At 73.1% G+C, this 25,921-nt stretch carries 30 protein-coding genes and 1 riboswitch; of the genes, 9 read left to right on the top strand and 21 right to left on the bottom strand.

Going from position 1 to position 25,921, the window contains the following annotated elements:
* The 6 genes from H1A17_RS01760 to H1A17_RS01735 all read right to left on the bottom strand — a co-directional run.
* On the bottom strand, nucleotides 1-325 hold a 325-nt coding region (locus H1A17_RS01760), incomplete at its 3' end, for an urease accessory protein UreF (RefSeq protein WP_305070348.1).
* Nucleotides 325-2,028, bottom strand: a complete 1,704-nt coding sequence (locus H1A17_RS01755; protein ID WP_194820842.1) for an urease subunit alpha — start codon at nucleotides 2,026-2,028, stop codon at nucleotides 325-327. The genes H1A17_RS01755 and H1A17_RS01760, both read right to left, overlap by 1 nt.
* On the bottom strand, nucleotides 2,025-2,390 hold the full coding sequence (locus H1A17_RS01750; RefSeq protein WP_145920176.1) for an urease subunit beta: 366 nt from the start codon (nucleotides 2,388-2,390) through the stop codon (nucleotides 2,025-2,027). Before H1A17_RS01750 ends, H1A17_RS01755 begins: the two co-directional genes overlap by 4 nt.
* Nucleotides 2,387-2,689 carry an urease subunit gamma gene (locus tag H1A17_RS01745; protein ID WP_145920177.1) on the bottom strand — a complete coding sequence of 101 codons (303 nt, stop codon included), beginning with the start codon at nucleotides 2,687-2,689 and terminating at the stop codon, nucleotides 2,387-2,389. The genes H1A17_RS01750 and H1A17_RS01745 overlap by 4 nt, the downstream gene beginning before the upstream one ends.
* 249 nt (nucleotides 2,690-2,938) lie before the next feature.
* Nucleotides 2,939-3,724: a 2OG-Fe(II) oxygenase gene (locus H1A17_RS35425; protein ID WP_145920178.1), complete on the bottom strand. Its 786-nt coding sequence runs from the start codon at nucleotides 3,722-3,724 to the stop codon at nucleotides 2,939-2,941.
* Nucleotides 3,725-3,763: 39 nt separating this feature from the next.
* Nucleotides 3,764-5,962 (bottom strand): tetratricopeptide repeat protein, encoded by a 2,199-nt coding sequence (locus H1A17_RS01735; protein WP_145920179.1) that lies wholly within the window; start codon nucleotides 5,960-5,962, stop codon nucleotides 3,764-3,766.
* Between the two features lie 377 nt (nucleotides 5,963-6,339).
* Here H1A17_RS01735 and H1A17_RS01730 point away from each other — a divergent pair, with 377 nt between their 5' ends.
* The gene (locus tag H1A17_RS01730; RefSeq protein ID WP_145920180.1) at nucleotides 6,340-6,897 is read left to right on the top strand and encodes a hypothetical protein; all 558 of its coding nucleotides are present in this window, start codon (nucleotides 6,340-6,342) and stop codon (nucleotides 6,895-6,897) included.
* Nucleotides 6,898-6,959: 62 nt separating this feature from the next.
* Here the strand turns inward: H1A17_RS01730 and H1A17_RS01725 are convergent, their stop codons facing one another.
* Nucleotides 6,960-7,592 (bottom strand): SGNH/GDSL hydrolase family protein, encoded by a 633-nt coding sequence (locus H1A17_RS01725; protein ID WP_145920181.1) that lies wholly within the window; start codon nucleotides 7,590-7,592, stop codon nucleotides 6,960-6,962.
* Nucleotides 7,593-7,879: 287 nt separating this feature from the next.
* Between H1A17_RS01725 and H1A17_RS01720 the strand changes: the two genes are divergently transcribed.
* Nucleotides 7,880-8,611 carry a GAF and ANTAR domain-containing protein gene (locus H1A17_RS01720; RefSeq protein ID WP_145920182.1) on the top strand — a complete coding sequence of 244 codons (732 nt, stop codon included), beginning with the start codon at nucleotides 7,880-7,882 and terminating at the stop codon, nucleotides 8,609-8,611.
* Here the strand turns inward: H1A17_RS01720 and H1A17_RS01715 are convergent.
* From H1A17_RS01715 to H1A17_RS01705, 3 genes are all read right to left on the bottom strand, one after another.
* The gene (locus tag H1A17_RS01715; protein WP_145920183.1) at nucleotides 8,587-9,333 is read right to left on the bottom strand and encodes a GAF and ANTAR domain-containing protein; all 747 of its coding nucleotides are present in this window, start codon (nucleotides 9,331-9,333) and stop codon (nucleotides 8,587-8,589) included. The genes H1A17_RS01720 and H1A17_RS01715 overlap by 25 nt on opposite strands.
* 197 nt (nucleotides 9,334-9,530) lie before the next feature.
* Nucleotides 9,531-10,067, bottom strand: a complete 537-nt coding sequence (locus H1A17_RS01710) for an RNA 2'-phosphotransferase (protein WP_145920184.1) — start codon at nucleotides 10,065-10,067, stop codon at nucleotides 9,531-9,533.
* Between the two features lie 89 nt (nucleotides 10,068-10,156).
* Complete coding sequence (locus H1A17_RS01705; protein ID WP_145920185.1) at nucleotides 10,157-11,005, bottom strand: SDR family oxidoreductase; 849 nt, start codon at nucleotides 11,003-11,005, stop codon at nucleotides 10,157-10,159.
* A 120-nt stretch (nucleotides 11,006-11,125) separates the two neighbouring features.
* On the opposite strand from H1A17_RS01705, the gene H1A17_RS01700 reads away from it, so the two are divergent.
* From H1A17_RS01700 to H1A17_RS01685, 4 genes are all read left to right on the top strand, one after another.
* Nucleotides 11,126-11,521 (top strand): helix-turn-helix domain-containing protein, encoded by a 396-nt coding sequence (locus tag H1A17_RS01700; protein ID WP_228542704.1) that lies wholly within the window; start codon nucleotides 11,126-11,128, stop codon nucleotides 11,519-11,521.
* A gap of 67 nt (nucleotides 11,522-11,588) precedes the next feature.
* A riboswitch (SAM riboswitch) is annotated at nucleotides 11,589-11,701 on the top strand.
* 274 nt (nucleotides 11,702-11,975) lie between these two features.
* Nucleotides 11,976-12,872 carry an ABC transporter substrate-binding protein gene (locus H1A17_RS01695; RefSeq protein WP_240762152.1) on the top strand — a complete coding sequence of 299 codons (897 nt, stop codon included), beginning with the start codon at nucleotides 11,976-11,978 and terminating at the stop codon, nucleotides 12,870-12,872.
* Between the two features lie 42 nt (nucleotides 12,873-12,914).
* The gene (locus H1A17_RS01690; RefSeq protein WP_145920187.1) at nucleotides 12,915-13,712 is read left to right on the top strand and encodes an amino acid ABC transporter permease; all 798 of its coding nucleotides are present in this window, start codon (nucleotides 12,915-12,917) and stop codon (nucleotides 13,710-13,712) included.
* A complete protein-coding gene (locus H1A17_RS01685; protein WP_145920188.1) occupies nucleotides 13,709-14,458 on the top strand; it encodes an amino acid ABC transporter ATP-binding protein in 750 nt (249 codons plus the stop codon). Before H1A17_RS01690 ends, H1A17_RS01685 begins: the two co-directional genes overlap by 4 nt.
* 47 nt (nucleotides 14,459-14,505) lie before the next feature.
* Here H1A17_RS01685 and H1A17_RS01680 read toward each other — a convergent pair whose 3' ends face one another.
* Nucleotides 14,506-15,003, bottom strand: coding sequence for a hypothetical protein (locus H1A17_RS01680; protein ID WP_145920189.1), 498 nt, complete (start codon nucleotides 15,001-15,003; stop codon nucleotides 14,506-14,508).
* Between the two features lie 400 nt (nucleotides 15,004-15,403).
* Here H1A17_RS01680 and H1A17_RS01675 point away from each other — a divergent pair, with 400 nt between their 5' ends.
* On the top strand, nucleotides 15,404-15,736 hold the full coding sequence (locus H1A17_RS01675; RefSeq protein ID WP_145920190.1) for a hypothetical protein: 333 nt from the start codon (nucleotides 15,404-15,406) through the stop codon (nucleotides 15,734-15,736).
* Between the two features lie 62 nt (nucleotides 15,737-15,798).
* On the opposite strand, the gene tatC is transcribed toward H1A17_RS01675, so the two are convergent.
* The 5 genes from tatC to H1A17_RS01650 all read right to left on the bottom strand — a co-directional run bounded on the left by tatC (nucleotide 15,799) and on the right by H1A17_RS01650 (nucleotide 19,568).
* The gene (gene tatC, locus H1A17_RS01670; protein WP_145920191.1) at nucleotides 15,799-16,752 is read right to left on the bottom strand and encodes a twin-arginine translocase subunit TatC; all 954 of its coding nucleotides are present in this window, start codon (nucleotides 16,750-16,752) and stop codon (nucleotides 15,799-15,801) included.
* Nucleotides 16,753-16,770: 18 nt separating this feature from the next.
* Nucleotides 16,771-17,100: a Sec-independent protein translocase subunit TatA gene (gene tatA, locus H1A17_RS01665; RefSeq protein ID WP_145920192.1), complete on the bottom strand. Its 330-nt coding sequence runs from the start codon at nucleotides 17,098-17,100 to the stop codon at nucleotides 16,771-16,773.
* 214 nt (nucleotides 17,101-17,314) lie between these two features.
* Nucleotides 17,315-17,563, bottom strand: a complete 249-nt coding sequence (locus H1A17_RS01660) for a hypothetical protein (protein ID WP_145920193.1) — start codon at nucleotides 17,561-17,563, stop codon at nucleotides 17,315-17,317.
* A 5-nt stretch (nucleotides 17,564-17,568) separates the two neighbouring features.
* Nucleotides 17,569-18,573, bottom strand: coding sequence for a YafY family protein (locus tag H1A17_RS01655; RefSeq protein WP_145920194.1), 1,005 nt, complete (start codon nucleotides 18,571-18,573; stop codon nucleotides 17,569-17,571).
* Nucleotides 18,570-19,568, bottom strand: a complete 999-nt coding sequence (locus H1A17_RS01650; protein ID WP_194820841.1) for a YafY family protein — start codon at nucleotides 19,566-19,568, stop codon at nucleotides 18,570-18,572. The genes H1A17_RS01655 and H1A17_RS01650 overlap by 4 nt, the downstream gene beginning before the upstream one ends.
* A gap of 110 nt (nucleotides 19,569-19,678) precedes the next feature.
* Here H1A17_RS01650 and H1A17_RS01645 point away from each other — a divergent pair, with 110 nt between their 5' ends.
* Nucleotides 19,679-20,752, top strand: a complete 1,074-nt coding sequence (locus tag H1A17_RS01645; RefSeq protein ID WP_145920196.1) for a cation diffusion facilitator family transporter — start codon at nucleotides 19,679-19,681, stop codon at nucleotides 20,750-20,752.
* Nucleotides 20,753-20,806: 54 nt separating this feature from the next.
* Nucleotides 20,807-21,892 carry a DUF3866 family protein gene (locus H1A17_RS01640; RefSeq protein ID WP_145920197.1) on the top strand — a complete coding sequence of 362 codons (1,086 nt, stop codon included), beginning with the start codon at nucleotides 20,807-20,809 and terminating at the stop codon, nucleotides 21,890-21,892.
* 41 nt (nucleotides 21,893-21,933) lie between these two features.
* On the opposite strand, the gene H1A17_RS01635 is transcribed toward H1A17_RS01640, so the two are convergent.
* The 5 genes from H1A17_RS01635 to rfbA form a co-directional block, all read right to left on the bottom strand.
* Entirely contained in the window at nucleotides 21,934-22,476 is a 543-nt protein-coding gene (locus tag H1A17_RS01635; RefSeq protein ID WP_145920198.1) for a carboxymuconolactone decarboxylase family protein, read from the bottom strand.
* Between the two features lie 153 nt (nucleotides 22,477-22,629).
* Nucleotides 22,630-22,827 carry a hypothetical protein gene (locus tag H1A17_RS01630; protein ID WP_145920199.1) on the bottom strand — a complete coding sequence of 66 codons (198 nt, stop codon included), beginning with the start codon at nucleotides 22,825-22,827 and terminating at the stop codon, nucleotides 22,630-22,632.
* 55 nt (nucleotides 22,828-22,882) lie between these two features.
* Nucleotides 22,883-24,241, bottom strand: a complete 1,359-nt coding sequence (gene pafA / locus H1A17_RS01625) for a Pup--protein ligase (protein WP_088646860.1) — start codon at nucleotides 24,239-24,241, stop codon at nucleotides 22,883-22,885.
* A 68-nt stretch (nucleotides 24,242-24,309) separates the two neighbouring features.
* Entirely contained in the window at nucleotides 24,310-24,933 is a 624-nt protein-coding gene (gene rfbC / locus H1A17_RS01620; protein WP_194820840.1) for a dTDP-4-dehydrorhamnose 3,5-epimerase, read from the bottom strand.
* Nucleotides 24,930-25,847 carry a glucose-1-phosphate thymidylyltransferase RfbA gene (gene rfbA, locus H1A17_RS01615; RefSeq protein WP_145920201.1) on the bottom strand — a complete coding sequence of 306 codons (918 nt, stop codon included), beginning with the start codon at nucleotides 25,845-25,847 and terminating at the stop codon, nucleotides 24,930-24,932. The genes rfbC and rfbA overlap by 4 nt, the downstream gene beginning before the upstream one ends.
* Nucleotides 25,848-25,921: the final 74 nt, after the last annotated feature.

Genomic DNA, 25,921 nt, shown 5'->3' with positions numbered 1-25,921 from the left:
CCCGCCCGGCGCGCAGCAGGGCCCGGCCCTGCCGGCGGGACACCGCCCGCAGCGCCGGGGCGGCGGTCCGCGCGTCCCACTCGGCGTCCAGCCGGGCCAGCGTCGCCCGCCGGTCGGCGGCCCCGGCGGCCCGGTGCGCCGCCACCGCGAACGCGGCGGCGGCCAGCCCGCCGGTGGCCAACCGGCCGCGCAGGAACCCGGCCAGGGTGGCCGGGTCGGTGACCAGCCCGGCCGCCACCGCGGCCTCCAGCCCGCCGGAGTGGGCGTGCGCCCCGGCGGGGAACCTGCCGTCGGCCAGCAGCAGCACCATGCTCGACGGGGTCATCAGAACAGGTGGTACCGCTGGGCCATGGGCAGCTCGGCGACCGGTTCCGGGTCGACCACCACCCCGTCGACGCGGACGGTGAAGGTGTCCGGATCGACCTCGATGCGCGGCAGCGCGCCGTTCTCCGGCAGGTCGGCCTTGCCCCGCGAGCGCACGTCGGCCACCGGGACCAGCGGGCGGCGCACGTCCAGCCGCAGGCCCGCCTCCAACGCGGCCGGCGCGACGAACGTCACGCTGGTCGCGGCCGGCACCACGCCGTACGCGCCGAACATCGGCCTCGGCAGCATCGGCTGCGGGGTGGGGATGGAGGCATTCGCGTCGCCCATCTGCGCGTACGCGATCATCCCGCCCTTGATCACCAGGTGTGGCCGGACGCCGAAGAACGCCGGGTCCCAGAGCACCAGGTCGGCGAGCTTGCCCGGTTCCACCGAGCCGATCTCCCGTTCCAGCCCGTTGGCCATCGCCGCGCAGATGGTGTACTTCGCCACGTAGCGGCGGGCCCGGTGGTTGTCGGCCGGGCCGTCGCCGGGCAGCGCGCCGATCCGCCGCTTCATCACGTGGGCGCTCTGCCAGGTCCGGGTGATCACCTCGCCGACCCGCCCCATCGCCTGCGCGTCGGAACCGATGATGGAGATCGCGCCCAGGTCGTGCAGGAGGTCCTCGGCGGCCATCGTGGACGGCCGGATCCGGCTCTCCGCGAACGCCAGGTCCTCCGGCACCGACGGGTTCAGGTGGTGGCAGACCATCAGCATGTCGAGGTGCTCGGCGAGGGTGTTACGGGTGTACGGGCGGGTCGGGTTCGTCGACGACGGCAGCACGTTCGGCTCCCCGGCCACCGTGATGATGTCCGGCGCGTGCCCGCCCCCGGCCCCCTCGGTGTGGTACGAGTGGATCGCCCGGCCGGCGATCGCGCGCAGCGTGTCGGCCACGAACCCGGCCTCGTTGAGGGTGTCGGTGTGGATGGACACCTGCACCCCGGACGCGTCGGCGACCCGCAGGCAGGCGTCGATCGCCGCCGGGGTGGTCCCCCAGTCCTCGTGCAGCTTGAACCCGCCCGCGCCGGCCCGCAACTGCTCCCACAGCGCCTCGGTGGAGACCGTGTTGCCCTTGCCCAGCAGCAGCACGTTCACCGGGAAGGCGTCCAGCGCCTCGTGCATCCGGGCCAGGTGCCAGGCGTTCGGGGTGACCGTGGTGGCCCGGGTCCCCTCGGCCGGGCCGGTGCCCCCGCCGACCAGGGTGGTGATGCCCGAGGTGAGCGCCTCGGTGACGATCTGCGGGCAGATGAAGTGCACGTGGGTGTCCACCGCCCCGGCGGTGAGGATGCGCCCGTTGCCGGCGATCACCTCGGTGGACGGGCCGATCACCAGGTCCGGGTGGACGCCGGGCATGGTGTCCGGGTTGCCGGCCCGGCCCAGCGCCACGATCCGCCCGTCGCGCAGCCCGACGTCGGCCTTCACCACCCCCCAGTGGTCCAGCACCACCGCGCCGGTGATCACCGTGTCCAGGGCGCCCTCGGCCCGGGTGGCCCGGGACTGGCCCATCGACTCGCGGATCACCTTGCCGCCGCCGAAGACCGCCTCGTCGCCGCCGACGCAGTGGTCGATCTCCACCTCGATCAGCAGGTCGGTGTCGGCAAGCCGGATGCGGTCGCCGGTGGTCGGGCCGTACAGGTCGGCGTAGCGTCGCCGGTCCACCGCGCTCACCGGCCGACCTCCCCGGCGTGCGGGCCGGAGCCGTCGGCGGCCGGACCCGGTTGCGGGTCGAGCGGGCCGGCGACCTCGCCGCGCAGCCCCGGCACGATCCGGGCCCCGCCCAGCGGCACCAGGTCGACGGTGCGGCTGACGCCCGGCTCGAAGCGCACCGACGTCCCCGCCGGCACCGCGAGCCGCTGCCCGTACGCGGCGGCGCGGTCGAAGCGCAGCCCCGGGTTGGTCTCGGCGAAGTGGTAGTGCGAGCCGACCTGGATCGGCCGGTCGGCGGTGTTGACCACCAGCAGGGTGGTCACCGGACGCCCCACGTTGATCTCGACCGGCCCGTCGCCGGGCAGGATCTCCCCCGGGATCACGGGATCGGGTGGTGCACCGTCACCAACTTGGTGCCGTCCGGGAACGTCGCCTCCACCTGCACCTCCCCCAGCATCTCCGGAATGCCGTCGAGCACGTCGTCGCGGCCCAGCACGGTCCGGCCGGCGGCCATCAGGTCGGTGACGGTCCGGCCGTCCCGGGCGCCCTCCAGCAGGAAGGCGGTGATAAGGGCGACGGCTTCGGGATAGTTGAGGCGCAGTCCGCGCTCGCGCCGGCGGCGGGCGACGTCCGCGGCGACGTGGACGAGCAGGCGGTCCTGCTCGTGGGGCGTGAGGAACACGGGGTCTCCCGGGCGGCTCGGCGTGTTTCCCACCGTAACGACCGGAACCGGGCCGGGGGCGCGGAACGGGCACGGGGCAGGAGGACACACGGGACCGCCGTCGGGCCACCGGCAGGGTGCTCCGGGGCCCCACCGGCCCCGGCCCGCCACGGGGCCGCTCGGCGGTGGTGGTTGGGAAGGACCGCACCGCCAACCGCTGGTCCGACCGTAGAGGATCACCCAGGGCCGTGGCAACGCCCCGGCGGGCCGTCAGGCGAACAACAGCAGCGGGTCGGCGTCGCCGCGTACCCCGACGAAGCAGGCGGCGGACGTCCGGCAGCCCCGACGCACCTCCCGCACCCCGTGCATCCGGCCCGCCTCGAACATCACCAGGTCACCCTGGCCGGGCAGCACCGTGTCGTGCGGCGGGCCGACCCGTTCCGGTTCGAGGCCGTAGTCGAACGGGTCGGCCTTGAGCGCCACGAACTCGTCCTCGCCCAGGCGTCCCCAGAAGTCGATCTCACCGCCGTCACCGGGCGCCGGCACCTCCAGGTAGATGTTCACCCCGAGCCGCCGCCGCAGCCGGTAGGTGTCCAGCAGGGGGATCTGCCGGCGGTCGATGTGCGGTCGGCCCCGGCCACCGGGGGTCATCCGGCGCAGCACCCCGGGGAGCATCATCCGCCCCTCGTGCCGGCCGACCGTCGCCCCGTACGGCCACATCTCGTCGAGGTCGAGCCGGATCAGGTCGGTGGGTGACTGCCGGCCGGCGAACACCTCGTGCCGGATCAGCCGGGTGGTGGCCGGCGCGTCGTCAAGGTAGCGGCGGACCACCTCCCCGCCGTTGGCGACCTGCCCCATCGAGGTGCCGACGCTGGTGAACTCCGTGGTGAGGGAGAAGTTCGCGGCCGCGACGGCGGCCACCACCCGGGGCAGGACGGCGTCGCACTCGGCCGGCGGGTAGTACTCCCGGTGCCAGATGAGGTCGATCTCCCCGGTGGCGAGTTCCCGCAGCGACCCGGGGGTCAGCCGGTCGCTACGGCGCAGGTGTTGGCTCACGTCACTCCCTCGTCGGGCGGGCGGCGGCACGACCTGTGCTCATCCGCCCTGTAGCTGTCGCAGGTCCGCCTCCGCCCGTACCGTGTCAGGGTGGTCGTCCCCGAGGATGCGCCGCCGGTCGGCGACCACCGCGGCGAGGACCTTCTCGGCCTCCACCCGGTCACCAGTGGCGATCAGCGCCTCGGCCAGGGTGTGCCGGGCGGCGATCATCCCGAGGTGCTGGGCCTCCCGTCGGGCGGTGTCGGTGGCGAGGATCGCCCGCAGGCCGGCGAGGGCCTCGGCGGCGCGCCCCTCGCGCAGCAGGCAGAGGTCCAGGGTGTGCCGGACGGTCAGCGTCTCGAGGTGGTCGGGGGCCCAGTGCCGCAGCCGGATCTCCAGGATCGCGGTCAGCTCGGCACGGGCCTCGGCGTACCGGCCCTGGGCGGCCACCGCCCGGGCCAGGCTGTGCCGGGCGGTCATGGTGTCCCGGTCCTCCGGGCCACGGACCCGGAACTCCGCCCGGACGATCTCCCGCAGTTCCTGTTCGGCGTCACCCCACCGGCCCTGCTCCAGGATGGTCCGGGCCAGCTTGTGCCGGCTGGCCAGGGTGTTGCGGTGCTCCCGGCCGAGCAGCGCCTCACGGGCCGGGATGATCTCCCGCAGCTCGGCCTCGGCCCGGTCCAGCTGCCCCTGTTCCAGGGCCGCCCGGGACCGTTCGTGGCGCAGGCTGAGCACCGCCCGCTCCCCGGGGTCGAGGCCGATCCGGCGGCAGGCGGCCAGGCAGCGGTCGAGCAGGATCTCGGCCTGCCCGGGCAGGCTGACGGCCAGCAGGAAGCGGGCGATCAACCGGGCCAGGTCCAGCGCGGTGGTGAGCAGTTCCGGCTCGGTCCGCGGCAGCTCCCCCGCGTCGAAGAAGGCCAGCACCGCCCCGGTCGTCGGCGGGGCCAGCACGTGCCAGCTGGCCCACTTGTCGGGCTCGTCCGGGTCGAACTCCTCCTCCCGGGGCCGGTCCGGGTCCCGCAGCCGCAACACGTCGAGCAGGGTGAGCACCAGTTCGTGGTAGGCGGGCCGGTCGGCGATCACGTCGGGGTGGTCGTGCACCAGCTCGCGTACCAGCGGGTGCAGGGTCACCACGTGCGCGACCGGCGACCACGCGGGCAACGACTCGATCACGCCGAGGTCGACCAGGGCGAAGTCGGCCAGCGACCGGAGCACCTCGCGCAGCCGGTCCTCGCCGATCTCACCGACCAGCCGGGACCCCGACAGCAGGGCCGGGTCCAGCAGGATCTGGTACGGGATGGGAGCGTCCCCCAGCGAGGCCAGCAGCCGCAGCACCGGGCGGGCCTGGGCCAGCCCCCGCCCGGCGAGCAGGTCCAGTGACATCTCCCAGGACTGCACGACCGGCCGTACCGCCCGGTCGAACGCCTGCGACACGGTACGGGTGGTGCCGGCGCCGGAGCGGCGGTCCAGGGCCTCCCGGTAGCCGTCGTAGGTGCGGATGGAGACCCCGGCCCCGCCCACCGGGATGCGGTTGGCCTCGGCGAGGTAGGTGCCCGCACCGCGCAGCGCCAGCGGATGCCCCTTCAGCCGGGTGGCCAGGCCGGTGGCCTGGGCGAGGCTGCCGGGCGCGTCGCCGGCGAGGTCGATCAGGACCTGGGCGGCGTCCGGTGGGGAGAGTTCCTTCACCGGGTGCATGGTGGACCAGTCGCCCCAGGTTTCCTGGCGGCCGTCGCGGGTGGTGACCAGGACCAGCCCGTTGCGGGTACGCGGCTGCCGGAACCAGCCGTTGCCCTCGGCGACCCGGCCGTCGAGCGGGGCCAGCAGGGACGGCTCGTCGGCGTTGTCGAAGATCAGCAGCCACGGCCGGTCCGACTCGTTGAGCAGCGTCCACACCAACTCCACCGGGCTGCGGGTCTTGCCCGCCCAGGCCAGGTCGAGCTGGCTCTCCGGGGCCTGGAGCTGGCCGGCGATCTCGCGCATGCCGGCGCTGACCCGGGCCGAGTCCTTCGCCGAGATCCACCAGACCAGCCGACCGCGTGCCTCCAGCCGGCGGGCCACCTCCAGCGCGGTGGCGCTCTTGCCGCAGCCGCCCAGGCCCCAGAGGATCTGGGCCGCCTCCTCGGCCGGGCGGGGCGTGCCGGCCGGCGGCTCGGCGGCCCGCAGGATCGTCTCGACCAGTTCGTCGCGGCCGCGCAACGGCAGCCGACCGGGGCGGGGCGGGGTGATGGAGAAACCGGCGTCCTGCACCGCGCCGGTCATCGTCGACCGGTGCCGGGGCCGGGGGCCACTGCGCGACCGGACCGGACCGGGCAGGGGAGGCAGGGCGACCGCATCGTTGCTGGCCGGGGCGGGCGGGTCTTGTGAACGGGACCGAGGGAACTCATCTGACCTCCCGGAGGGGCGGGACGACAGGGGTCATGGCACACGGGCCGAGCACGGCGAGGACAGCCCGTGGCGGTGATCCTTGCCCCAACCCTACCCGTCCGCAGCGGCGGCATCACTCCGAGTGGACCGCCCGGCCCGATCGTACGGGTCTTGTGGACGGGACGGCGGAAGGTGCCGACCGAGCAGTGGACGGCACGTCGTGAGCTGCCGGCCCTACGGGACGGTGGCAGGCCGGCGATACCGTGCCGGTCATGTCGACTGTGGAGCTGTTCGCGTGGCTGCCGGGACACGGGCACATCGACTGGGGGTCGGTGCCGGACTGGTTCGGTGGGCTCGGCACGGTGGGCACGCTGCTCTTCGGCGTGCTCAGCCTGCGCCGGGAGATCCGGGCCCGGCGGCGCGAGGACCGGGCGGCCCGCGCCCGGCAGGCGCGGCTGGTGTCGGCTTCGGCCCGGATCGAGGGGGGCGGGGTGCTCCGGGTGCGGGTCACCAACGACAGCGACGGGCCGGTCTTCGACCTGGCCGCCGACCCCCGGGTACGCGCCACCGACTCCGCCGACGAGGTCGTTGTCGGGGTCACCGCGCTGACCGGGCCGGTGGACCGGCTCAACGGCCGCAGCCAGGGTGAACTCTTCGTCACCGTCGACCGCTCGGTCGACCTGACCGGGTACGCCTCGGCCACCGTCGAGCTGCGCTTCACCGACCAGCAGGGCAACCGGTGGCGACGCCGGGGCGGGACGGAACCGGAGCTGGACCTGGGCGTCGAGCCGTCGAGCCGCCGGCTGCGGCTGCCCTGGCGGCGCGGCTGAGCGGCCGGTCGGCGCGCCGGTGAGCTGACGGCACGGCCCCCGGACCCTGTCCCCGGTCGGGGTCAGGCGGCCGGGGTGACCGCCGCCAGCCACCGCTGGGCCAGCACCGCGTGGCCGGACGGGGTCAGGTGCACCCCGTCGTCGGTCCACACCCGGTCGTCGACGTCGGCGGCGCGGAACACCGCCTCCACCGCGACCAGCGTCGCGTCGAACTCGGCGGCGAGCTTGCGCACCGCGTCGACCTTCGGGTCCAGGTCGTCGCGCCAGCGCCGCTGGGCGTCGTCGACCGGGATGAGGAACGGTTCCATCAGCACCAGCCGGACGTCGGGCAGCGCCTCCCGGGTGGTGGCGAGCAGGTGCCGGTAGTCGGTGGTGAACTCCTCGACCGTGGTCACCTCGTCGCTGCTGTACCGCCGCCAGGTGTCGTTGATCCCGATCAGCACCGACACGACCTGCGGGGCCATCGCCAGGCAGTCGTCCGCCCAGCGGGCCCGCAGGTCGCGTACCCGGTCACCGCCGATGCCCCGGTTGCGGAAGGTCACCCGGTGGCCCGGATGCCGTGCGGTGAACCAGGCGGCGGCCATCATCGCCCAGCCCACCCCCAGGTCGGCCTCGTCGGCGCGGTCCCGCCCGGCGTCGGTGATGCTGTCGCCGATGAACAACACCCGCCCCGCGCGGGGCAGTCCCACCGTCATCCGTCCGCTCCCCTGTCGTCGTCGCCCGTCATCATCCCCGGTGTCCGGCGAGGACACCACCCGGAATTGGGCGCTCGGTGGTGTCCTCGCGTGTCGCCCCCGGCGGACCCGGTAAGGTGATGCTCCGCATTCGACGTCCCATGGGGTGTCGCGCGAGCGTCAAGCAGCGGCGCGGTCCCCGGTCCATCCCGGGTGGCCGCACCTGCGGCCCCCTGGTGAGGACCGCTCGTCACGCGCTGCCGGGCCTACCGGCAGGTTTGCGCCGGTTCGCAAGGACGTCAGACGATATGCCGCAGTCACCACTGGACATCACCGAGGCTGTCCTCCGGTTGGGCGCCATCCGCCACGCCGAGATGGACCTCGACGCCGTCCTGTTCCGGATCGCCGAGGTGACCAGGGACAGCATCCCGGGAGCCGCCGAGGTCTCGGTGACCCTGGTCCACGGCACCGCGGCGCACACCGCTGCCCACACCGGTGACCTCGCGCTCCGCCTCGACCAGTGGCAGTACGAGCACGGTCGCGGCCCGTGCCTGGACGCGGCCACCACGGGCACCGTGCTGATCATCGCGGACATGACCGACGAGCGTCGCTGGCCGGAGTGGGCGGCGCGGGCCCGCACGACGGGGGTGCTCTCCTCGATGTCCCTCGGCCTGCCGATCCAGGAGGCGATGGTCGGCGCGCTGAACGTCTACGGCACCCGGCCGGACGCCTTCAGCCGGGTGGCCGACCCCGCCCGGACGTTCGCCGGCCACGCCGCGGTGGCCCTGGCCAACGCCCATCTCTACGACAGCACCGCCTCGCTGGCCGAGCAGATGCAGGAGGCCATGCGCAACCGCGCCGTGATCGAGCAGGCCAAGGGCATCATCATGGGCCAACGCCGGTGCACGGCCGACGAGGCGTTCGCCCTGCTGGCCCGGGTGTCACAGAACTCCAACCGTAAGCTGCGGGACGTGGCGGAGGCTCTGGTACAACAGGTCGTCGAGCCTGCGTCCGGTCAGCCCACCCGGCCGGACCAGTGACTCGCGGAAGCTGAGTGCGTCGGGCTGGTGGCCCGGCCGACGAGTGCGGCGGCGACGTCCCGCAGGCTGCGGTTGGTGTCCTGGGAGAGCCGGGCGAGAATGCCGAACGCCTCGTCGGCCGTGCACCGGCGTTGGCCCATGATGATGCCCTTCGCCTGCTCGATCACGGCCCGGCTCTCCATCGCCGCCCGCATCTGCTCGGCCAGCGAGGCGGTGCTGGCGTAGAGATGGGCGTTGGCCAGGGCCACCGCCGCGTACGCGGCGAAGGTCCGGGCCAGCTCGACCGATTCGGCGTCGAAGGCGCGCGGGGTGGGCCCGTAGAGGTTGAGGGCGCCGACCACCGCCTCCTGGATCGGCAGGCCGATGGCGAGCGTACTGCCGATGCCCCCGTCGACCGCCCGGGCTGCCCAGGCCGGCCAGCGTTCCTCGGTGGCGGTGTCGGACACGAGCAGGGTGTCGCCGGTGATGGCGGCGTCCAGACACGGCCCGTGGCCCTGCCGGTACTGCCACTCGTCGAGCAGGAGCGCGACGTCGCCGGTGACGGCGACGCTCTGCGGGCTGCCACCGCGCAGCAGGGTCACCGACACCTCGGCCACCCCGGGCAGGCTGCGCCGGGCCAGGTCGGCGATCAGCTGCAGCACCTCGTCCAGGCTGGCCTCGTCGAGTCGGATCCGACTGAGTTCGACCAGGGCGTCCTGCGGGCTCAGCGGGAGCGGTGCCATCGCGCGGTCCCTTCCCGGCGGGCGTCCCTCGCGCTACGGCGGGGGACGCGTGGTGGCGGCAGCGGTGTCGACCTTCGGCCACGGCGTCTGGTCCGGCTCGCCGGGCCGCCCCGAGGCACGACATCCGCACCTTACCCGCCGCCGGAGTGAACCGCCCGGCGTACCCGCTGGCGTCGTGGCCGCCGCGACCGGGGTGATCAGATCAGATAGGCCGGCGGCACCGCGTCGGTGAGCCACACGCCGTTGGCGCTGCGGTAGAAGGCGTGCCCGTCGCGGGCCATGGCCGCCGCGTCGACGGTCAGCACCACCACCGCGCCACCCCGGCGGGCCCCGACCCGCCGGGCCGTCGCCACGTCCGACGACAGGTGTACGTGGTGCCGACCGCCCCGGTGCAGCCCGGTGGCCCGGATCGAGCCGAGCGCGGTGGCCCCGGTGCCGTGGAAGAGCCGGGGCGGCGGCGGGGCGGCGGTCAACCCCAGGTCGACCGGGTACGAGTGGCCCTGGTTGGCCCGGATGCGCTCGACCCCGTCGGCGTCCCGGATCACCGCGAAGCGCTGCTTGTCGTTGCCGGTGACCACGGAGTCGAGGTCGGCCCGGTCGATCCGCAGGGCTGCCAGCAGGTCGACGACGGACACCCAGCCCCCCGGATCGGGGGTGAGGCCGAACCGGGCCGGTTGGTGCCGCAGCGCCAGCGAGATCCGCTTGCTGACCCGCACCAGCGTCTGGTGATCCATGTCGAGCATTGTCGGGTGGGCGGCGGGGACGCTCCACCGGTTATCCCGACCCGCCCGCCAGGGGGTCGCCGGGGCGGGCGGGTCGGGGGTCAGCGGACGGCGCGGATCGCCTCGGCCAGGCTGGTGGGACGGCGTCCGAGCAGCTTCTCCAGGTGCTCCACGGGCACGTACAGCGCACCCCGGGCGATGCCCCGGTCGGCGTCGGCCAGGGTGGCGGCGTACGGCTCGGGCAGCCCGGCCGAGACGAGCAGGTCGGTGTACGCCGGCACCGGCAGGTCGGTGTAGCGGACGTCCTGTCCACTCTGCCGGGACACCTCGGCGGCCAGCTCGGTCATGGTGAACGCCTCGCCGCCCAGCTCGTAGACCTGACCGGCGTGTCCCTCGGTGGTGAGCACCTCGGCGGCGGCCTCGGCGTAGTCGGCCCGGGTGGCGGCGCTGACCCGGCCGTCGCCGGCCGACCCGGCGACCCCGTGGGCCAGGTAGCTGGCCAGCTGACCGGTGTAGTTCTCCAGGTACCAGCTGTTGCGCAGCAGCACGTACGGCAGTCCGGAGGCGCGCAGTTCCTCCTCGGTGGCCCGGTGTTCGGCGGCCAGCAGCAGGTCGGAGGTGTCGGCGTGGGCGATGCTGGTGTAGACGACCAGACCGACGCCGGCCTGCCGGGCGGCCTCGATCACGTTGTGGTGCTGGGGCACCCGCTGGCCGACCTCGCTGCCGGAGACGAACATCAGCTTCTCGGCGTCGGTGAGGGCGGCGCGCAGCGAGTCGGGGTCGGTGTAGTCGGCCGCCCGGACCTCGACACCACGGTCGGCGAGGTCGGCGAGCCGGTCCACGGTGCGGCCGAGGGCCACGATCTGCCCGGCGGGTACGCCCCGGCGCAGCAGGGATTCGACGATCAGGCGGCCCAGGTGGCCGGTGGCCCCGGTGACGACGACGGACATGGCGCTCTCCTTCGGGTGGCGTGCTCTTGTCGTACGGGCCAACACGCAGGTGGGAGCCGATACTTCCCGACGGAGAGTAGGCACCTTGAAGTTTGTGACACACTGATGGAGAGTAAAGGGATGCGACCTGACCCGTTCCAGCGCGACTGCGGCAGCCGGCAGGTCATCGACCGGATCGGCGACCGGTGGAGCGTGCTGGTCGTGCTCACCCTCGCCGACGGCGAGCGGCGCTACGGCGAACTGGCCGGGCACATCGACGGGATCAGCCAGAAGATGCTCACCCAGACCCTGCGCGGGCTGGAGCGCGACGGCCTGGTCACCCGCACCGTGCACGCCAGCGTCCCGCCCCGGGTCGACTACGCCCTCACCGACCTGGGCCGCAGCCTGCTCGACCTGGTCTCCGGCCTGGAAGCCTGGGCCACCACCCACCTGGCCGAGGTGCAGGCGGCCCGGGTCCGCTACGACGCCGGGGTCCTACGCCGCCCGCCGGCCACCACGCGGCCCACCCGCCGGTAAGGGGCGGACGTGAGGGCCGTCATAACGGGTGGACGACCGGCCGGTCGCTGCTGCTAGATTTCGGGCAGGTCATGAGCGCCAGCGTCAAGCCCCGGCTCGCTGGCCGGCAACCCTCCGCCACGGTGGGGTGCTCCGGGTGAGGACCAGGCACCGGTGAACGGCCCGGTGCAAGCGTGGCCTGGTCACCCAGGTCGACACCGATCAGGGAGGACCCCGTGTCGCACCACCCACCCGCCCCACCCGGCGACGGCGTGACCCGCACGCCCCGGCCCGGCGTACGGTCCGTCGGCGTTCGGCTGGTCAGACGCCGGCACGTCGACCTCATGCGGGTGCACAGCGACTCCTGTCGCCCCCGCTAGTCGACTCCCTTTCCCGTAACACCTCCAGCGGGGTGCCCGGTGGGCATCCCGTCGGCGGCGCGCGTCCGCCGCCCGATCCCATTCCGGAGAAACCCGTGCGATTCCTTCCTGCCCTGCCCACACCTCGACCGACCCGTGCCCTCCTGACCCGGGTCGCCGCGCTCGGCGTCGCCGCCCTGCTCGCCGGCACCGCGCTGACCGCCTGCGGCGGTGACTCCGAGCCGGCCGACAACCCGTACGGCCTGCTCCAGCCGGGGGTGCTGCGCGCCGGCACGCTCACCGACGCCCCACCGAACGTCTACCTCAAGGACGGCAGGTTCACCGGCTTCGACAACGACCTGCTCGTCGCCGTCGCCGACCGGGTCGGGTTGAAGGTCGAGTTCGTCGGCACCGACTTCTCGGCGCTGCTCTCCCAGGTCAACAACCGCAAGTTCGACGTCGGCAGTTCCTCGATCACCGTCACCGAGGCCCGCCGCAAGACCGTCGACTTCGGCAACGGGTACGACTTCGGCTACTTCGGCCTCGACGTGCCGGCCGGCTCCCCGCTCACCGGCTTCGACCAGCTCGCCGGCAAGCGGGTGGTGGTCGTGCAGGGCACCGTGCAGGACGACTACGCCACCTCGCGCAAGCTCGACCCGGTGCGGGTGCCCGACTACAACGGGGCGATCAACCAGCTCAAGGCCGGCACCGCCGACGCCTGGATCGCCCCGGCCGAGATCGGCGAGAAATCGGCCGCCGACAGCAACGGCAAGATCACGGTGGCGGCCACGGAACTGAGCCCCGCCCCCACCGCGTACGCCGTCGCCAGGGGCAACGACGCGCTGCGCGAGGCGCTGAACAAGGGCCTCGACGAGGTCATCGCCGACGGCACCTGGACCCGGCTCCAGCAGCAGTACTACCCGGGGCGGCCGATCCCGGCCGGCTTCACCCCCGGCAGCGGCGACGTCACCGCCCCGGGCGCGGCGACGCCGTCGGCGTCGGCCACCTCCTGACGGTACGACCAGACCAGCGAGCGGGGCGGTAGGAGAAACACGATGGATCCGTTGAGCACCCTGTGGGAGACCTTCTTCGACGGGGACTCCATGCGCGAGGCGTTGCCCGAGATGTTGACCGTCGGGCTGCCCAACACGCTGATCCTGGCGGTCTCCGCCGCCCTGCTCGGCTCGGTGCTGGGCATGGCGCTGGCCGTGGCGGGCATCTCCCGTACCCGCTGGTTGCGGTGGCCGGCCCGGGTCTACACCGACGTGTTCCGGGGCCTGCCGGCCGCCGCCACCATCCTGCTGATCGGTGTCGGCCTGGCCCCGCTCGGCATGCAGGTGTGGGGCCCCAACCCGTACCCGCTGGGCATCCTCGCGCTGTCGCTGATCGCCGCCGCGTACATCGGGGAGATCTTCCGCTCCGGCATCCAGAGCGTGGAGGCGGCGCAACTGGAGGGGGCCCGCGCGCTCGGGTTCTCCTGGGCTGAGGCGATGCGCCTGGTCATCGTCCCGCAGGGGGTACGCCGGGTGCTGCCGGCCTGGGTGAACCAGCTGATCGCGCTGATCAAGGACTCCAGCCTGGTCTACTTCCTCGGCCTGCTGGCCAGCCAGCGGGAACTGTTCCGGATCGGGCAGGACTACGCGGCCAACACCGGCAACCAGTCGGCGCTGCTGCTGGCCGGCCTGTGCTACCTGCTGCTGACCGTGCCGCTGACGCACGCGGTCAACGCCATCGACCGGCGGCTGCGCCGGGGCCGGGCGGTCACCGTCGACCCCGACGACGACGGCGGGCTGGCCCTGGCCGGCGGGACCGCCCTGCCGCAACCGCGTTCCGACCGGGAGGACCCCCGATGACCGCCGGCACCGTGACCACCACCCCGGTCAGCCTCGCCGTCCGCGACGTGCACCTGGCCTTCGGGGCGAACCGGGTGCTGCGCGGCGTCGACCTGGACGTCGCCCGGGGCGCGACGGCCTGCGTCATCGGCCCGTCCGGCTCCGGCAAGTCCACCCTGCTGCGCACCGTCAACCGGCTGATCGAACCGGACGCCGGTGACGTCCTGCTCGACGGGCGCAGCGTGCTGCGCGACGACCCGGACGCCCTGCGGCAGCGGGTCGGCATGGTCTTCCAGCAGTTCAACCTGTTCCCGCACATGACGGTGCTGCGCAACATCACCCTGGCGTTGCGCAGGCTCAAGAAGCTGCCCGAGGAGGAGGCGGTCGCGCTGGCCCGGACCCAGTTGGCGCTGGTCGGCCTCGCCGCCAAGGCCGACTCCCGGCCCGCCCACCTCTCCGGCGGGCAGCAGCAGCGGGTCGCCATCGCCCGTGCGCTGGCCCTGCAACCCCAGGTGATGCTCTTCGACGAGGCCACCTCGGCGCTGGACCCGGAACTGGTCAAGGGGGTGCTCGGGGTGATGGCCGACCTTGCCGCCGGGGGCATGACGATGGTGGTGGTCACCCACGAGATGGGCTTCGCCCGCTCGGTCGCCGACACCGTCGCGTTCATGGACCACGGCGTCGTGTTGGAGGCCGGCGCACCGGAGGCGGTCTTCGAGACGCCGCAGCACCCCCGGCTGCGCCGCTTCCTGTCCCAGGTGCTGTGAGCACGCCGGCCGGCGACCGGAGCACCCGCTCCGGTCGCCGGCTCGGATCAGGGGGTGGTGAACAGCGCCATCCCGGTGGGAGCGGAGCGGGTCCCCATGTAGATCTGGGGGTTGCCAAAGCGGTCGAGGGAGGCGCTGAACTTCACCGTCATCGAGTACGAGCGCGAGCACGGGAAGCCCACCCGTGGTGTGCAGGTGCTGGCTGCGATCTTGCCGGTCCAGTACCTGGTCGACGAGCCGATCGAGTCGGTCGGGATCGACACCCCGTCGATGAAGAATCCGAGATTCTTGCCCGTCGAGTTGACCTGTGCGGTGCCGACGGAGGCGGCCCAGGCTGACGGGGCCTGATTGCTGCACGCGGTGAAGTGGAAGTCCACCTGGCCGTAACGCACGTTCGAGATGCCGGAACCCGGATAGACCGAAAAGGTCGGAGAGGTGCACGCAGCCTGCGCCACCGCCGGGGCCACCACTACCGCCGCCGCAACCGCAGGAACGATAGCGAGCATTCGGGCCACGCGACGCCTGGACATCAGTTTTCCGTTCATGGTGACTTCCTCCGCCACTATTCGTGGACGCCATCGCCGGTTTACGGTCGTACGCCCGCCAGCCGGCCGGTGGCGTCAAGTCCGATGGACACCAAAGGTCTATCGGTACGGCAGTCGTGGAATCTACGGCGCGATCGGACGCACACTCTGTGTGTGCCCAGGAGCAGCAGAGTCCGGTCAAACCCTTGGCTCGAAACGCCGGACGCGGGGCGGGTACGGCGATAACCGCCCGCACCAGCGCCAATCGGGCAGGATTGGCGCGGCTGGCGGGGTCGGGCACGGTCCCGGTGCACCCCGCCGCGCTTGACAGGGCGCAGGCGCCCGGGTTGCATGGGGTGCACGAACGACCAGAAATGGAACTGGCGTACGTGACACATCGCGTTCACACGGGGGTTAGCGCGTGAAATTCGAATATCTTCGCAACCTGGACAAATTGTTCTCCCACCGTTGGGAGGCACTCGTTATCCTCTGCCTCGCGGATCAGCCCGCACGATTCAGCGAATTAGCGCGCGCCACTGTCGAAAAGGCCGGGGTCCGACTGCCGGACGGGAACATCACCCGCTCCCTGGACCGGCTGCGACGAAAAGGCTTGGTGGGTGTACGGGAGGACGATCGGCACCGGGCCTACGAACTGACCGGCAGCGGCCAACGGCGGGCATCCGAACTGAGGTTCTTGTTGGAGGCGCTGGAGGACCGCGAACACGACGATCGGGTCGGCACAACTCCGCGTTGATCTCGCCCTACGGATCGGGCCCCCGACGGCAACACCGTCAGGGGCCCGCGACGGCTACGCCGTCAGGTCATGTCGTCGTAGCGGCGGTCGATCGGTTTGGGCGGCGCCACCGGCTCGGAGGCGTGCACCGGCTCGGACAACTCCAGCTCCGGCGTGGCCACCACCGGATCGTCGTCCAACTCCAGCGGCGACACCTCGTCGTCGCTCAGCCCCGCGTAGGAGCCGTCGCGCCGCTTCCTGCGCCGGTCGTTGACGAAGGCCACCCCGACCGCGACGAAGTACAGCAGGGACAGCGAGAGGGCCAGCAGGGTCATGCCGAACGGGCCCGGGTCCGGAGTGGCGATCGCGGCGAAGGCGAAGCAGATGAAGATGACCGCCCGCCACCAGCTCAGCAGGCGCTTCGCGCTCGCCACACCGGTGAAGTTGAGCATCAACAGGATCAGCGGGAACTCGAACGCCACCCCGAACAACAGGATCATGTTCGTGACGAACGAGATGTAGCGGGTCACCTCGAGCTGGGTCGACAGCCCGGTGACACCGGACTCCATCAGGAACGCGAGACCCTTGTCCACCACCAGGTAGGCCAGGACCGCCCCGGCGGCGAACAGCGGCGCCGCGATCGACACGAAGACGTACGCCCACTTGCGTTCGTGCCGGTGCAGACCGGGCGCGATGAACGCCCACAGCTGGTAGAGCCAGACCGGCGCGCCGACGATCAGGCCGATCCAGAGTGCCAGCTTCAGCTTGAGGATGAAGCCGTCCGCCGGTGACAACTGGAGGAACTGCTGGCACTCCCCCGACGCGTCGAGGGCACCGGGCAGCTGGCAGTACGGCTCCTTGAGCAGATCGAACGCGGGCTGTGCGAGCCAGAAACCCACGATCAGACCCACCACGATCGCCAGCGAGGCGCGGAACAGCCGGTTGCGCAGCTCGCGGACATGCTCCATGAGCGTCATGGAACCGTCGGAGGCCCGTTCGAAGGTGCTGGGGCCGCGTTTACGGAGCGCGAAGGCCACGGTGATCGGGCCCTTCGGTCAGTTGTCGCGGACGCGCTGCACCGGGTCGACCGGCGGGGCGACCGGCTGCTGCGGAGCCTGCGGCGGGGCGTACTGCTGCTGGGGCTGCGGCGCGTACGGCTGCTGCTGCACGGGCTGCTGCTGGGGCGGCAGCGGCTGGTAGCCGGCCTGCGCGTCGGCCTTCTCGGCCAGGTCGCGGTCGTCGTCGGCCAGGCTCTTGGTCTCCGCCTTGATGATCCGCAACGAACGGCCGAGCGAGCGGGCCGCGTCGGGGAGCCGCTTCGCGCCGAACAGCAGGATCAGCACGACCACGAGTACGGCGATGTGCCACGGCTTGAGGGCACCCATGGGAAGCTCCAGTCGCTCTGTGTCGAAGGGTGTGTCGGAGCCCATCGTACGTGCGTGACGGGCTGCTGCCACCCGCCGGGCCACCGCTGATGCGGCCCGGCCGGTGAAGTCTTGACCACCTGCGAGCGTCCCGTCAACCACCTGGACGGGTGCAGAGCTGCGTGAAACGGACTCCGGACGGGCACCGGGCGGGCGGCCCACCGACCGCCGTCGATCACTTGCCGCGCTTGGCCTTGATCAGTTCGAGCCGCTGCTGGGTCGTCTCGGTCTGCCGCTGGAGCGCTTCGGCCCGCTCCTGCAACGCCTCGGCGCTGTGCCGCAGCGTCTCGGCGTCGGCCTGGCGACGCTGCAACGCCACCGCCGCCCGGCGTAGCCGGGGCAGTCGCACCAGCACCGGACGGACCGCCAGGGCCAACACGACAAGCGCGAACAGCAGCACCGCCAGAACGATCCACTTCACCACGGCGGTCAGCCTACCGGGACGTCACCGCGCCCGCCGGGCCGGCCGAGGCCGCCGGGCGTCGCGTACGCCTCCAACGCGGCGGTGGCCTGGGCGCGTACCTGGGTGGCCAGCTCGACCGGGGCGAGGACGGTGACGTCCGGGCCCAGCCCGAGCACGAAGCGGCGGGCCCAGTCGAGATCGGTCACCCGCAGCGACACCAGCCAGTGGTCGCCGTCGACCTCGACCCGCTCACACGGGTAGTACTCGGTGATCCACCGCTCCCCCCGGCCGATCCGCAGGGTGATCAGCGGCAGGTCCGGTGACGGCTGGAACACCCCCTGCCGCAGGTCGTGCGGGCGGGCCTGCGGCGGCACGACGGCCGGCTCGTCCAGCTCGACGACCGCGTCGATCCGGTCGGCCCGGAACAACCGGACCGCCTCGGCGCGGCGGCACCACGCCTCGACGTACGCCCGGCCGTCGACCATGAGCATCCGCAGCGGGTCGATGACGCGGTCGGTGCTCTCGTCCCGGGCGGCGGTGTAGTAGGTGATCCGCAGCGCCCGCCGCCGCTCGACCGCGGCCCGCAGTTCCTGCACCCGCTGGCTCTCGCCGGGCAGCCGGACGGCCACCGGGGCGCCGACCAGGTCACCGGCCGCGTTCTCGATCTTGGCCAGGGCCCGCTCGACGGCCTCCCGGTTGGCCACCCCGGGCGTCTCGGCGAGCATCCGCAGCGCCACCACCAGGGCCAGCGCCTCGTCCGGGGTGAGCCGCAGCGGCCGGTCGATGCCGGCGTCGTAGGTGATGGTCACCCGGTCACCGTCGAAGGCCATGTCGATCAGGTCACCCGGGCCGTAACCGGGCAGCCCGCAGACCCAGAGCAGCTCCAGGTCCTCGCGCAGCTGCCGTTCGGTGACGCCCAGGTCGCCGGCCGCCTCGGCGATCTCGATGCCCGGCCGGGCCAGCAGGTAGGGCACCAGGTTCAGCAGCCGGGCCAGCCGGTCGGCGGAGGTGCGCGCGGCGGGGCGGGTCACCGGGCACCCCCGGCCACGGCCAGCTCGTCGTGCCGGGCGGCGATCTCCTTGAGCCGTTGGATCACCGCGTCACGTACCTCGGGTGGGTCCAGGACCCGGACGTCCGGGCCGTAGCCGACGAGCTGGCCGGCCAGCGACTCCGGATCGGCGTAGGGCAGCACCAGCCGGTCGCCGTCGGGGCCGGGCACGCTCTGCACCGCCCACCGGCGCAGCCCGGCGGCCCGCCCGGGGGCGGCCAGCACGGTCGCCCGGCCGGTCCGCTCGACCGGCCCGGACCAGGTGGCCACGTGCGAGATCAGGTCGACGCCGGCCGGTGGCTCGTAGCCGCCGGGGGCACCGGTGGCCCGGACCGCGCCGGTCACCCGGGACAGCCGGAAGCAGCGGGTCGCCGCCCGGTCCCGGTCGTGGCCCACGACGTACCAGCGGCCCCGCCAGCAGACCACGCCCCACGGCTGCAACCGGCGGCGGGTCGGCGCGTCCCGGTCGGGCACCCGGTAGTCGAAGGTGACCTCGCGGCGGTCCCGGGCGGCGGCGGTGAGCGGGGCGAACGACGGGTCGACGGTGACCATCGGCTCCAGCCCCAGGGTGGCCTGCGGGTCGACGTCGACGCCGGCCGCGCGCAGCTTGGCCAGCCCCGAGGAGGCGGCGGCGGCCAGCCCGGCGTGCTGCCACAGCCGGGCGGCGATGCCCACCGCGGCGGCCTCGTCCGGTTCGAGCGGGATGTCGGGCAGGGCGTACTCCCGGTGGGCGATCCGGTAACCGGGTTCGGCGTCGAACACGCTGGCCGTCCCGGTCTCCAGCGGCACCCCCAGCTCGCGCAGTTCCGCCTTGTCCCGCTCGAACTTGCGCTGGAACGCCTCGTGTTCCCGGGCGTCGTCCGGATCGTGCTCGTAGCCGGGCACGGTCGCGGCGATCTGCGCGGCGGTCAGGAACCGCCTGGTGGACAGCAGACAGATCACCAGGTTGACCAGGCGTTCGGTACGACTCCGCGACACGGGGTGAACGCTAGCAGCCCGGGCGGGATACCCGTGCACCCGCGCGGGGTGTGGCGTGACGGACAGCCCGCCGCCCAGCGGGGGCGGCCCGGCGGACTTACGGTGACCGCATGGCGGAGGCCGAAGTCAAGAGCGAGAGCGTCGGCACGGTCGTGGTGGCGGGGGCGGCGAACCTCGCCATCGCGGTGGCGAAGCTGGTCGCCGGGATCATCTCCGGCTCGGCGGCGATGCTCTCCGAGGCGGCCCACTCGGTCGCCGACACCACCACCGAGGTGCTGCTCTACCTCGCGCTGCGCCGGGGCGCCCGGCCCGCCGACGTCCGGCACCCGTTCGGGTACGGCAAGGAGAGCTACGTCTGGGCGTTCCTGGCCGCGCTGTTCACCTTCGTGGCCGGTGCCGGCTTCGCCATCACCCACGGTGTGACCACCATCCTGGTCCACGAGCACAGCGGCGACTACCTGATCTCGTACGTGGTGCTGGCGGTCTCCTTCGCCATCGAGTCGGTGTCGCTTACCCGCGCGGTACGCCAGGTGCGCGGCGAGTCCCGCCGCTGGGGGACCACCCCGCGCCGGTTCCTGCGGCTGACCGCCGACACCACCGTCAAGGCGGTGTTCCTGGAGGACAGCGCCGCCCTGATCGGCCTGCTCATCGCCGGGGTCGGGCTGGGCCTGTCGCAGTGGACCGGCGACGAGCTGTTCGACGGCATCGCCTCGATCCTGATCGGCCTGCTGCTGCTCGTGGTCGCCGCCATCCTGGCCAAGAGCAACATTTCGCTGCTGGTCGGCCGGGCGGTGCCCGAGCGGCTGCACCACGAGATCGAACGCGAGCTGGCCGACCTGCCGACGGTGGACCGGGTCGACACCCTGCTGACCATGCAGCTCGGCCCGGACGACATCCTGGTGGCCGCCAAGGTCGACTTCCGGGACGAGGCGACCGGGGCCGACATCGAGGCCGCCGCCGACGAGGCCGAACGGCGGCTCACCGACCGCTACCCGGAGATCGGGTACGTCTTCCTCGACCCCACCCGGTCGCTGCCCGGCGCGGCCGGCCGCCACGCCCGGCGTACCCAGGAGGAGCCCGGCCCGGTGGGCGACGCCCCGCTCGGCACGGCGTACCCCGGCCCGGTCGCCGACGCGCGCCCGACCGGTGGGCCGTCCGATCAGGAGGCCGACGGGCGGGACTGACCGGCGGCGGCCCCGCACGCGGCCGGCCGGGCGGTCGGCGATAGCGTGCCGGGCATGGTGCGATGGCGGTCCGGGACGGTCACGGCGGTTCGGCGACGGTGGGCCGGCGCGGTGGAACTCGACGTCGCCCTGCCCGACGGGGCCACCATGCGCGCGCTGGCCTACCCGGAGCTGGTCGGGGACCCCGTCCCCGGCGACCGGGTGCTGCTCAACGCCGGCGCGCTGCTGATGGGCCTCGGCACCGGCGGGTACGCCCTGGTGGTCGCCCTGCCCGACCGGCTGCCCGCCGACCCGCCGCAGGCCGGCGACAGCCGCGACGCCGGTCACCTGGTCAAGGCCCGGTACACCCCGTTGCAGCCGATCATGCTCGGGGTCGACGAGGAGGCGTCGCCGCACCACGCGCTGCTCGCCGCCGTCGACAGCCTGGACGGGCTGCCGGTGGTCACCGCCGACCTGCACTCCGCCCTGCCGGCGGTCCTCGCCGGCATCCACGCCGACGCCCCCCGGGCCCGGGTGGCGTACCTGCTCACCGACGGTGGCGCGCTGCCGGCCTGGTTCTCCCGCACCCTCGACGGGCTGCGCGACGCGCTGGTCGGGACGGTCAGCGTCGGGCAGGCGTTCGGCGGGGATCTGGAGGCGGCCACCCTGCACACCGGTCTGCTGGCCGCCCGGCACGTGCTCCGCGCCGACGTGGCGATCGTCGCGCAGGGGCCGGGCAACCTGGGCACCGGCACCCGGTGGGGTTTCTCCGGCGTCGCCGTCGGCGAGGCGGTCAACGCGGTGGCGGTGCTGGGCGGCCGGCCGGTCGGTTCGCTGCGGATCTCCGACGCCGACGCCCGACCCCGGCACCAGGGGGTGTCGCACCACAGCCTCACCGCGTACGGCCGGGTGGCGCTGGCCCCGGCGGAGCTGGTGGTGCCGGACGGCCTGCCGACGGAGCTTGCGGCCCGGGTGGACGCCGCGCTGGCCCCGCTGGCCGCCCGGCACACCCTGGTCCGGGTGAACACCACCGGCCTGGACGCCGCGCTGCGCGCCCTGCCGGTGCGGCTGTCCACGATGGGTCGTGGGCTGGACGCCGACCACGCCTACTTCCTGGCGGCGGCCGCCGCCGGCCGGCACGCCGCCGCCCTGGCCGGCTGACCGGTCGGCGGCACCGTCCACCCGGGGCGGTGGACCAGCGGTCAGGCCGTGTAGCCGTGCTCGACGATCCGCGCGGCGGTCGCCTCGTAGCCCTCGCCGTCGGGGGCGTAGGTGCCCAGGCCGTCGACGTAGCGGTTGAACATGCAGAACGCGGCGGCGATCAGCACCGCGTCGTGGATCTCCAGGTCGGTGGCGCCCTCGGCACGGGCCGCGTCGACCAGTTCGGTGGTGACCTGCCGCCCGCCGGCCTGGACCGCCGCGCCGATGCGCAGCAGGGCGCGCAGCTTCGCGCTGATCGGCGCGGTGTCCGGGTCGGCCCGCACCTGGTCGACCAGGGTCATCCCGGTGGGCAGTTGGGCGGCGGCGAACGCCGAGTGGGAGGCGCAGCAGAACCGGCACTCGTTGAGCCCGGAGACGTAGGCGGCGATCAGTTCCCGCTCGCCCGGCGTCAGCGTCGGGTGCGGGGTGCGCAACAGCACCTCGGCCAGCTCGTTCAGCGGCTTCGCGGTCTCCGGCCGGTAGCGCATCGGCCCGGTGATCCCCGGGAACGCCTTCTCGTCGAGACCCAGATCGATGTGCGCCACCGGCACCCCCTGACTCGTCGGCCACCCCCGACGGGCCGCCGTCGCACCAGGGTGCCAGCACCGGTGGGCCGGCTCATCTTCCCGATTGCTCAATCGGGCCGTGTCGGCCCGACGGGCGGTGTGCGGCGCGGACCGCGGCGGCCGGTGGGGGCGTCAGCCGACCAGGAAGATCAACGCGAGCCAGCCGACCACGATGACGACCAGCGCCACGGTCAGCACCCAGGTCGGCACGGTGTACTCGCCCCGACGGTTACGGGCGATCTCGTCGCGGATCTTCGCCCGACGGCGGTCGATCCAGTTGAGCCGCTGGGTGTCGCCGCGCTCGCGGTCGGCGGGTTCGGAATCGTTCATCGCCCCGCCAGCGTACCGGTGGGCCGGCGGCCGTCACCGACCGCCGGCCCCCTGGTCACATGCTCGCGATCAACCGCTCCACCCGCTCGTCGTACGCCCGGAAGGGGTCCTTGCAGAGCACGGTGCGCTGTGCCTGGTCGTTGAGCTTCAGGTGCACCCAGTCGACGGTGAAGTCGCGCCGCTTCTCCTGGGCGTGCCGGATGAACTCGCCGCGCAGCCGGGCCCGGGTGGTCTGCGGCGGGGTCTCCTTGGCCTCGAAGATCTCCGGATCGGTGGCCACCCGGTCCACCTGGCCGCGCCGTTCCAGCAGCCCGTACAGGCCCCGGCCCCGGCGCAGGTCGTGGTAGGCGAGGTCCATCTGCGCCACCCGGGGGTGCGACAGCGGCAGGTCGTGCTTGCGCTGGTAGCGCTCGATCAGCCGGAGCTTGCTCACCCAGTCGATCTCCCGGGCCACCGGGTCCAGGTTGCCGCTCTCCACCGCGTTCAGCACCCGGCCCCACAGCTCCACCACCCGCTTGGCGGTCTGGTCGCCGCCCCGACGCTCCACGAACTCGGTGGCCCGCGCCAGGTACTCCTGCTGGATCTCCAGGGCGCTGACCTCCTTGCCGGAGGCGAGGCGCACCTTGCGCCGGCCGGTGATGTCGTGCGACACCTCCCGGATGGCCCGGATCGGGTTCTCCAGCGACAGGTCGCGCATCACCACGCCCGCCTCGATCATCCGCAGCACGATGTCGGCCGAGCCGACCTTGAGCAGCGTGGTGACCTCGTTCATGTTGGAGTCACCGACGATGACGTGCAGCCGGCGGTAGCGTTCGGCGTCGGCGTGCGGCTCGTCGCGGGTGTTGATGATCGGCCGGCTGCGGGTGGTTGCCGAGGAGACGCCCTCCCAGATGTGCTCGGCCCGCTGGGACAGGCAGTAGACCGCCCCGCGCGGGGTCTGCAACACCTTGCCGGCGCCGCAGATCAACTGCCTGGTGACCAGGAACGGGATGAGCACGTCGGCGAGCCGACCGAACTCACCGTGCCGGGACACCAGGTAGTTCTCGTGGCAGCCGTACGAGTTGCCGGCCGAGTCGGTGTTGTTCTTGAACAGGTAGATCTCACCCGCGATGCCCTCGTCGTGCAGCCGCTTCTCCGCATCGACGAGCAGGCCCTCCAGGATGCGCTCACCGGCCCGGTCGTGGGCGACCAGGTCGGTGACCGAGTCGCACTCCGGAGTGGCGTACTCCGGGTGCGACCCGACGTCCAGGTAGAGCCGGGCCCCGTTGCGCAGGAACACGTTGCTCGACCGGCCCCACGACACCACCCGGCGGAACAGGTACCGGGCGACCTCGTCTGGGGACAGCCGTCGCTGCCCGCGATAGGTGCAGGTGACGCCGTACTCGGTCTCGAGGCCGAAGATTCGCCGCTCCATGATGTGACACTAGCCGCCCGGAGGGTCGGTTCGTCACTGTCACAGCACAGGTCGTGTGCTCCGGTCGATCAGATCCCGTCGGTGTACGGCATCCCGTCCGGCCCCAGACCGGCCACGAACTCCCGGCAGGCGGCGTAGTCCGGCAGCGTTCCCGCCGCCCGGACCTGCGCGAACGTCGGTGCCGCCGCGTCCCGGGCGGACAGTTGCGGCACCTGCGCCGGCCACTCGATGCCCAACTCCGGGTCGAGCGGGTGCACCGCGTGCTCCCCGGTCGGGTTGTAGGTGGTCGAGCAGAGGTAGCTCAGGGTCGCGTCGTCGGTCAACGCGCAGAAGCCGTGCCCCAGGCCCTCGGCCAGGTAGACCGCCCGCCGGTCGGTGTCGTCCAGCCGGACGCCCTCCCAGCGGCCGAAGGTCGGCGAACCGGTCCGCAGGTCCACCACCACGTCGAGCACCGCGCCCCGTACGCAGGTGACGTACTTGGCCTGGCCGGGCGGGACGTCGGCGAAGTGGATGCCGCGCACCACGCCCCGGCCGGAGATCGACAGGTTGGCCTGGGCAAGCCGCAGCGGATGGCCGACCGCCTCGGCGAGCTGGTCGAACCGGTACCACTCCATGAACAGGCCACGCGGGTCACCGTGCTGCTGCGGGGTGACCTCCCAGGCGCCCTCGATGCTCAGCGGACGAATCTTCACCGCGCCCCCTCCGTTCCCGGCTGTGCCGCTCGCAGCACCGCCTCGTCGTGCTTGTCGGCCAGCAGACCGAGCAGGTAGTCACCGTAACCGCTCTTGGTCAGCGGCTCGGCCAGCGCGCGGAGCCGGGCGTCGTCGATCAGGCCGGCCCGCCAGCAGACCTCCTCGACGCAGCCGATCTTCATGCCCTGCCGTTCCTCGATCACCCGGACGAACTCGCCGGCCTGCATCATCGAGGTGAAGGTGCCGGTGTCCAGCCAGGCGGTGCCCCGGTCCAGCACGGTCACCGACAGCTCCCCGGCCTCCCGGTACGCCTCGTTGACCGCGGTGATCTCCAACTCGCCCCGGGCGCTCGGGGTGAGCTTGCCGGCGATCTCGACCACCCGGTTGTCGTAGAAGTACAGGCCCGGCACCGCGTAGCGGGACTTCGGCCGGGCCGGCTTCTCCTCGATCGACAACACCCGGCCGTCGGCGTCGAAGTCGACCACCCCGTACGCCTGCGGGTTGGCCACCGGGTAGGCGAAGACCCGCCCGCCGACCAGGTCGCCGTTGTCGGCCAACTGCCGGCCGAGGCCGACGCCGTGGAAGATGTTGTCGCCCAGCACCAGCGCCACCGAGTCGTCGCCGATGAAGTCCGCGCCGAGGACGAACGCCTGCGCGATGCCCTCCGGGCGGGCCTGGGCGACGTACTCCAGGCGCAGCCCCCACTGGCCGCCGTCGCCGAGCAGCCGCTGGAACTGGTCCTGGTCCTCCGGGGTGGTGATCACCAGGATCTCCCGCACCCCGGACATCACCAGCGTCGACAGCGGGTAGTAGACCATCGGCTTGTCGAAGATCGGCATCAGCTGCTTGGACACCGCCCGGGTGATCGGCCACAGCCGGGACCCGGTGCCACCAGCGAGAAGGATTCCACGCACCGGGGGAGCCTACCGGGACCGACGCGAACCGGACACCGGGGTCGCGGTCCCCGGAGCGGCGGGCCGATGCGCGT

Origin of the sequence: Micromonospora sp. S-DT3-3-22, from assembly GCF_015354745.1 — a bacterium.
Lineage (GTDB): Bacteria > Actinomycetota > Actinomycetes > Mycobacteriales > Micromonosporaceae > Micromonospora > Micromonospora wenchangensis.
The sequence above is the reverse complement of the archived record's forward strand: the minus strand, read 5'-3'. Positions and strand labels throughout refer to the sequence as shown.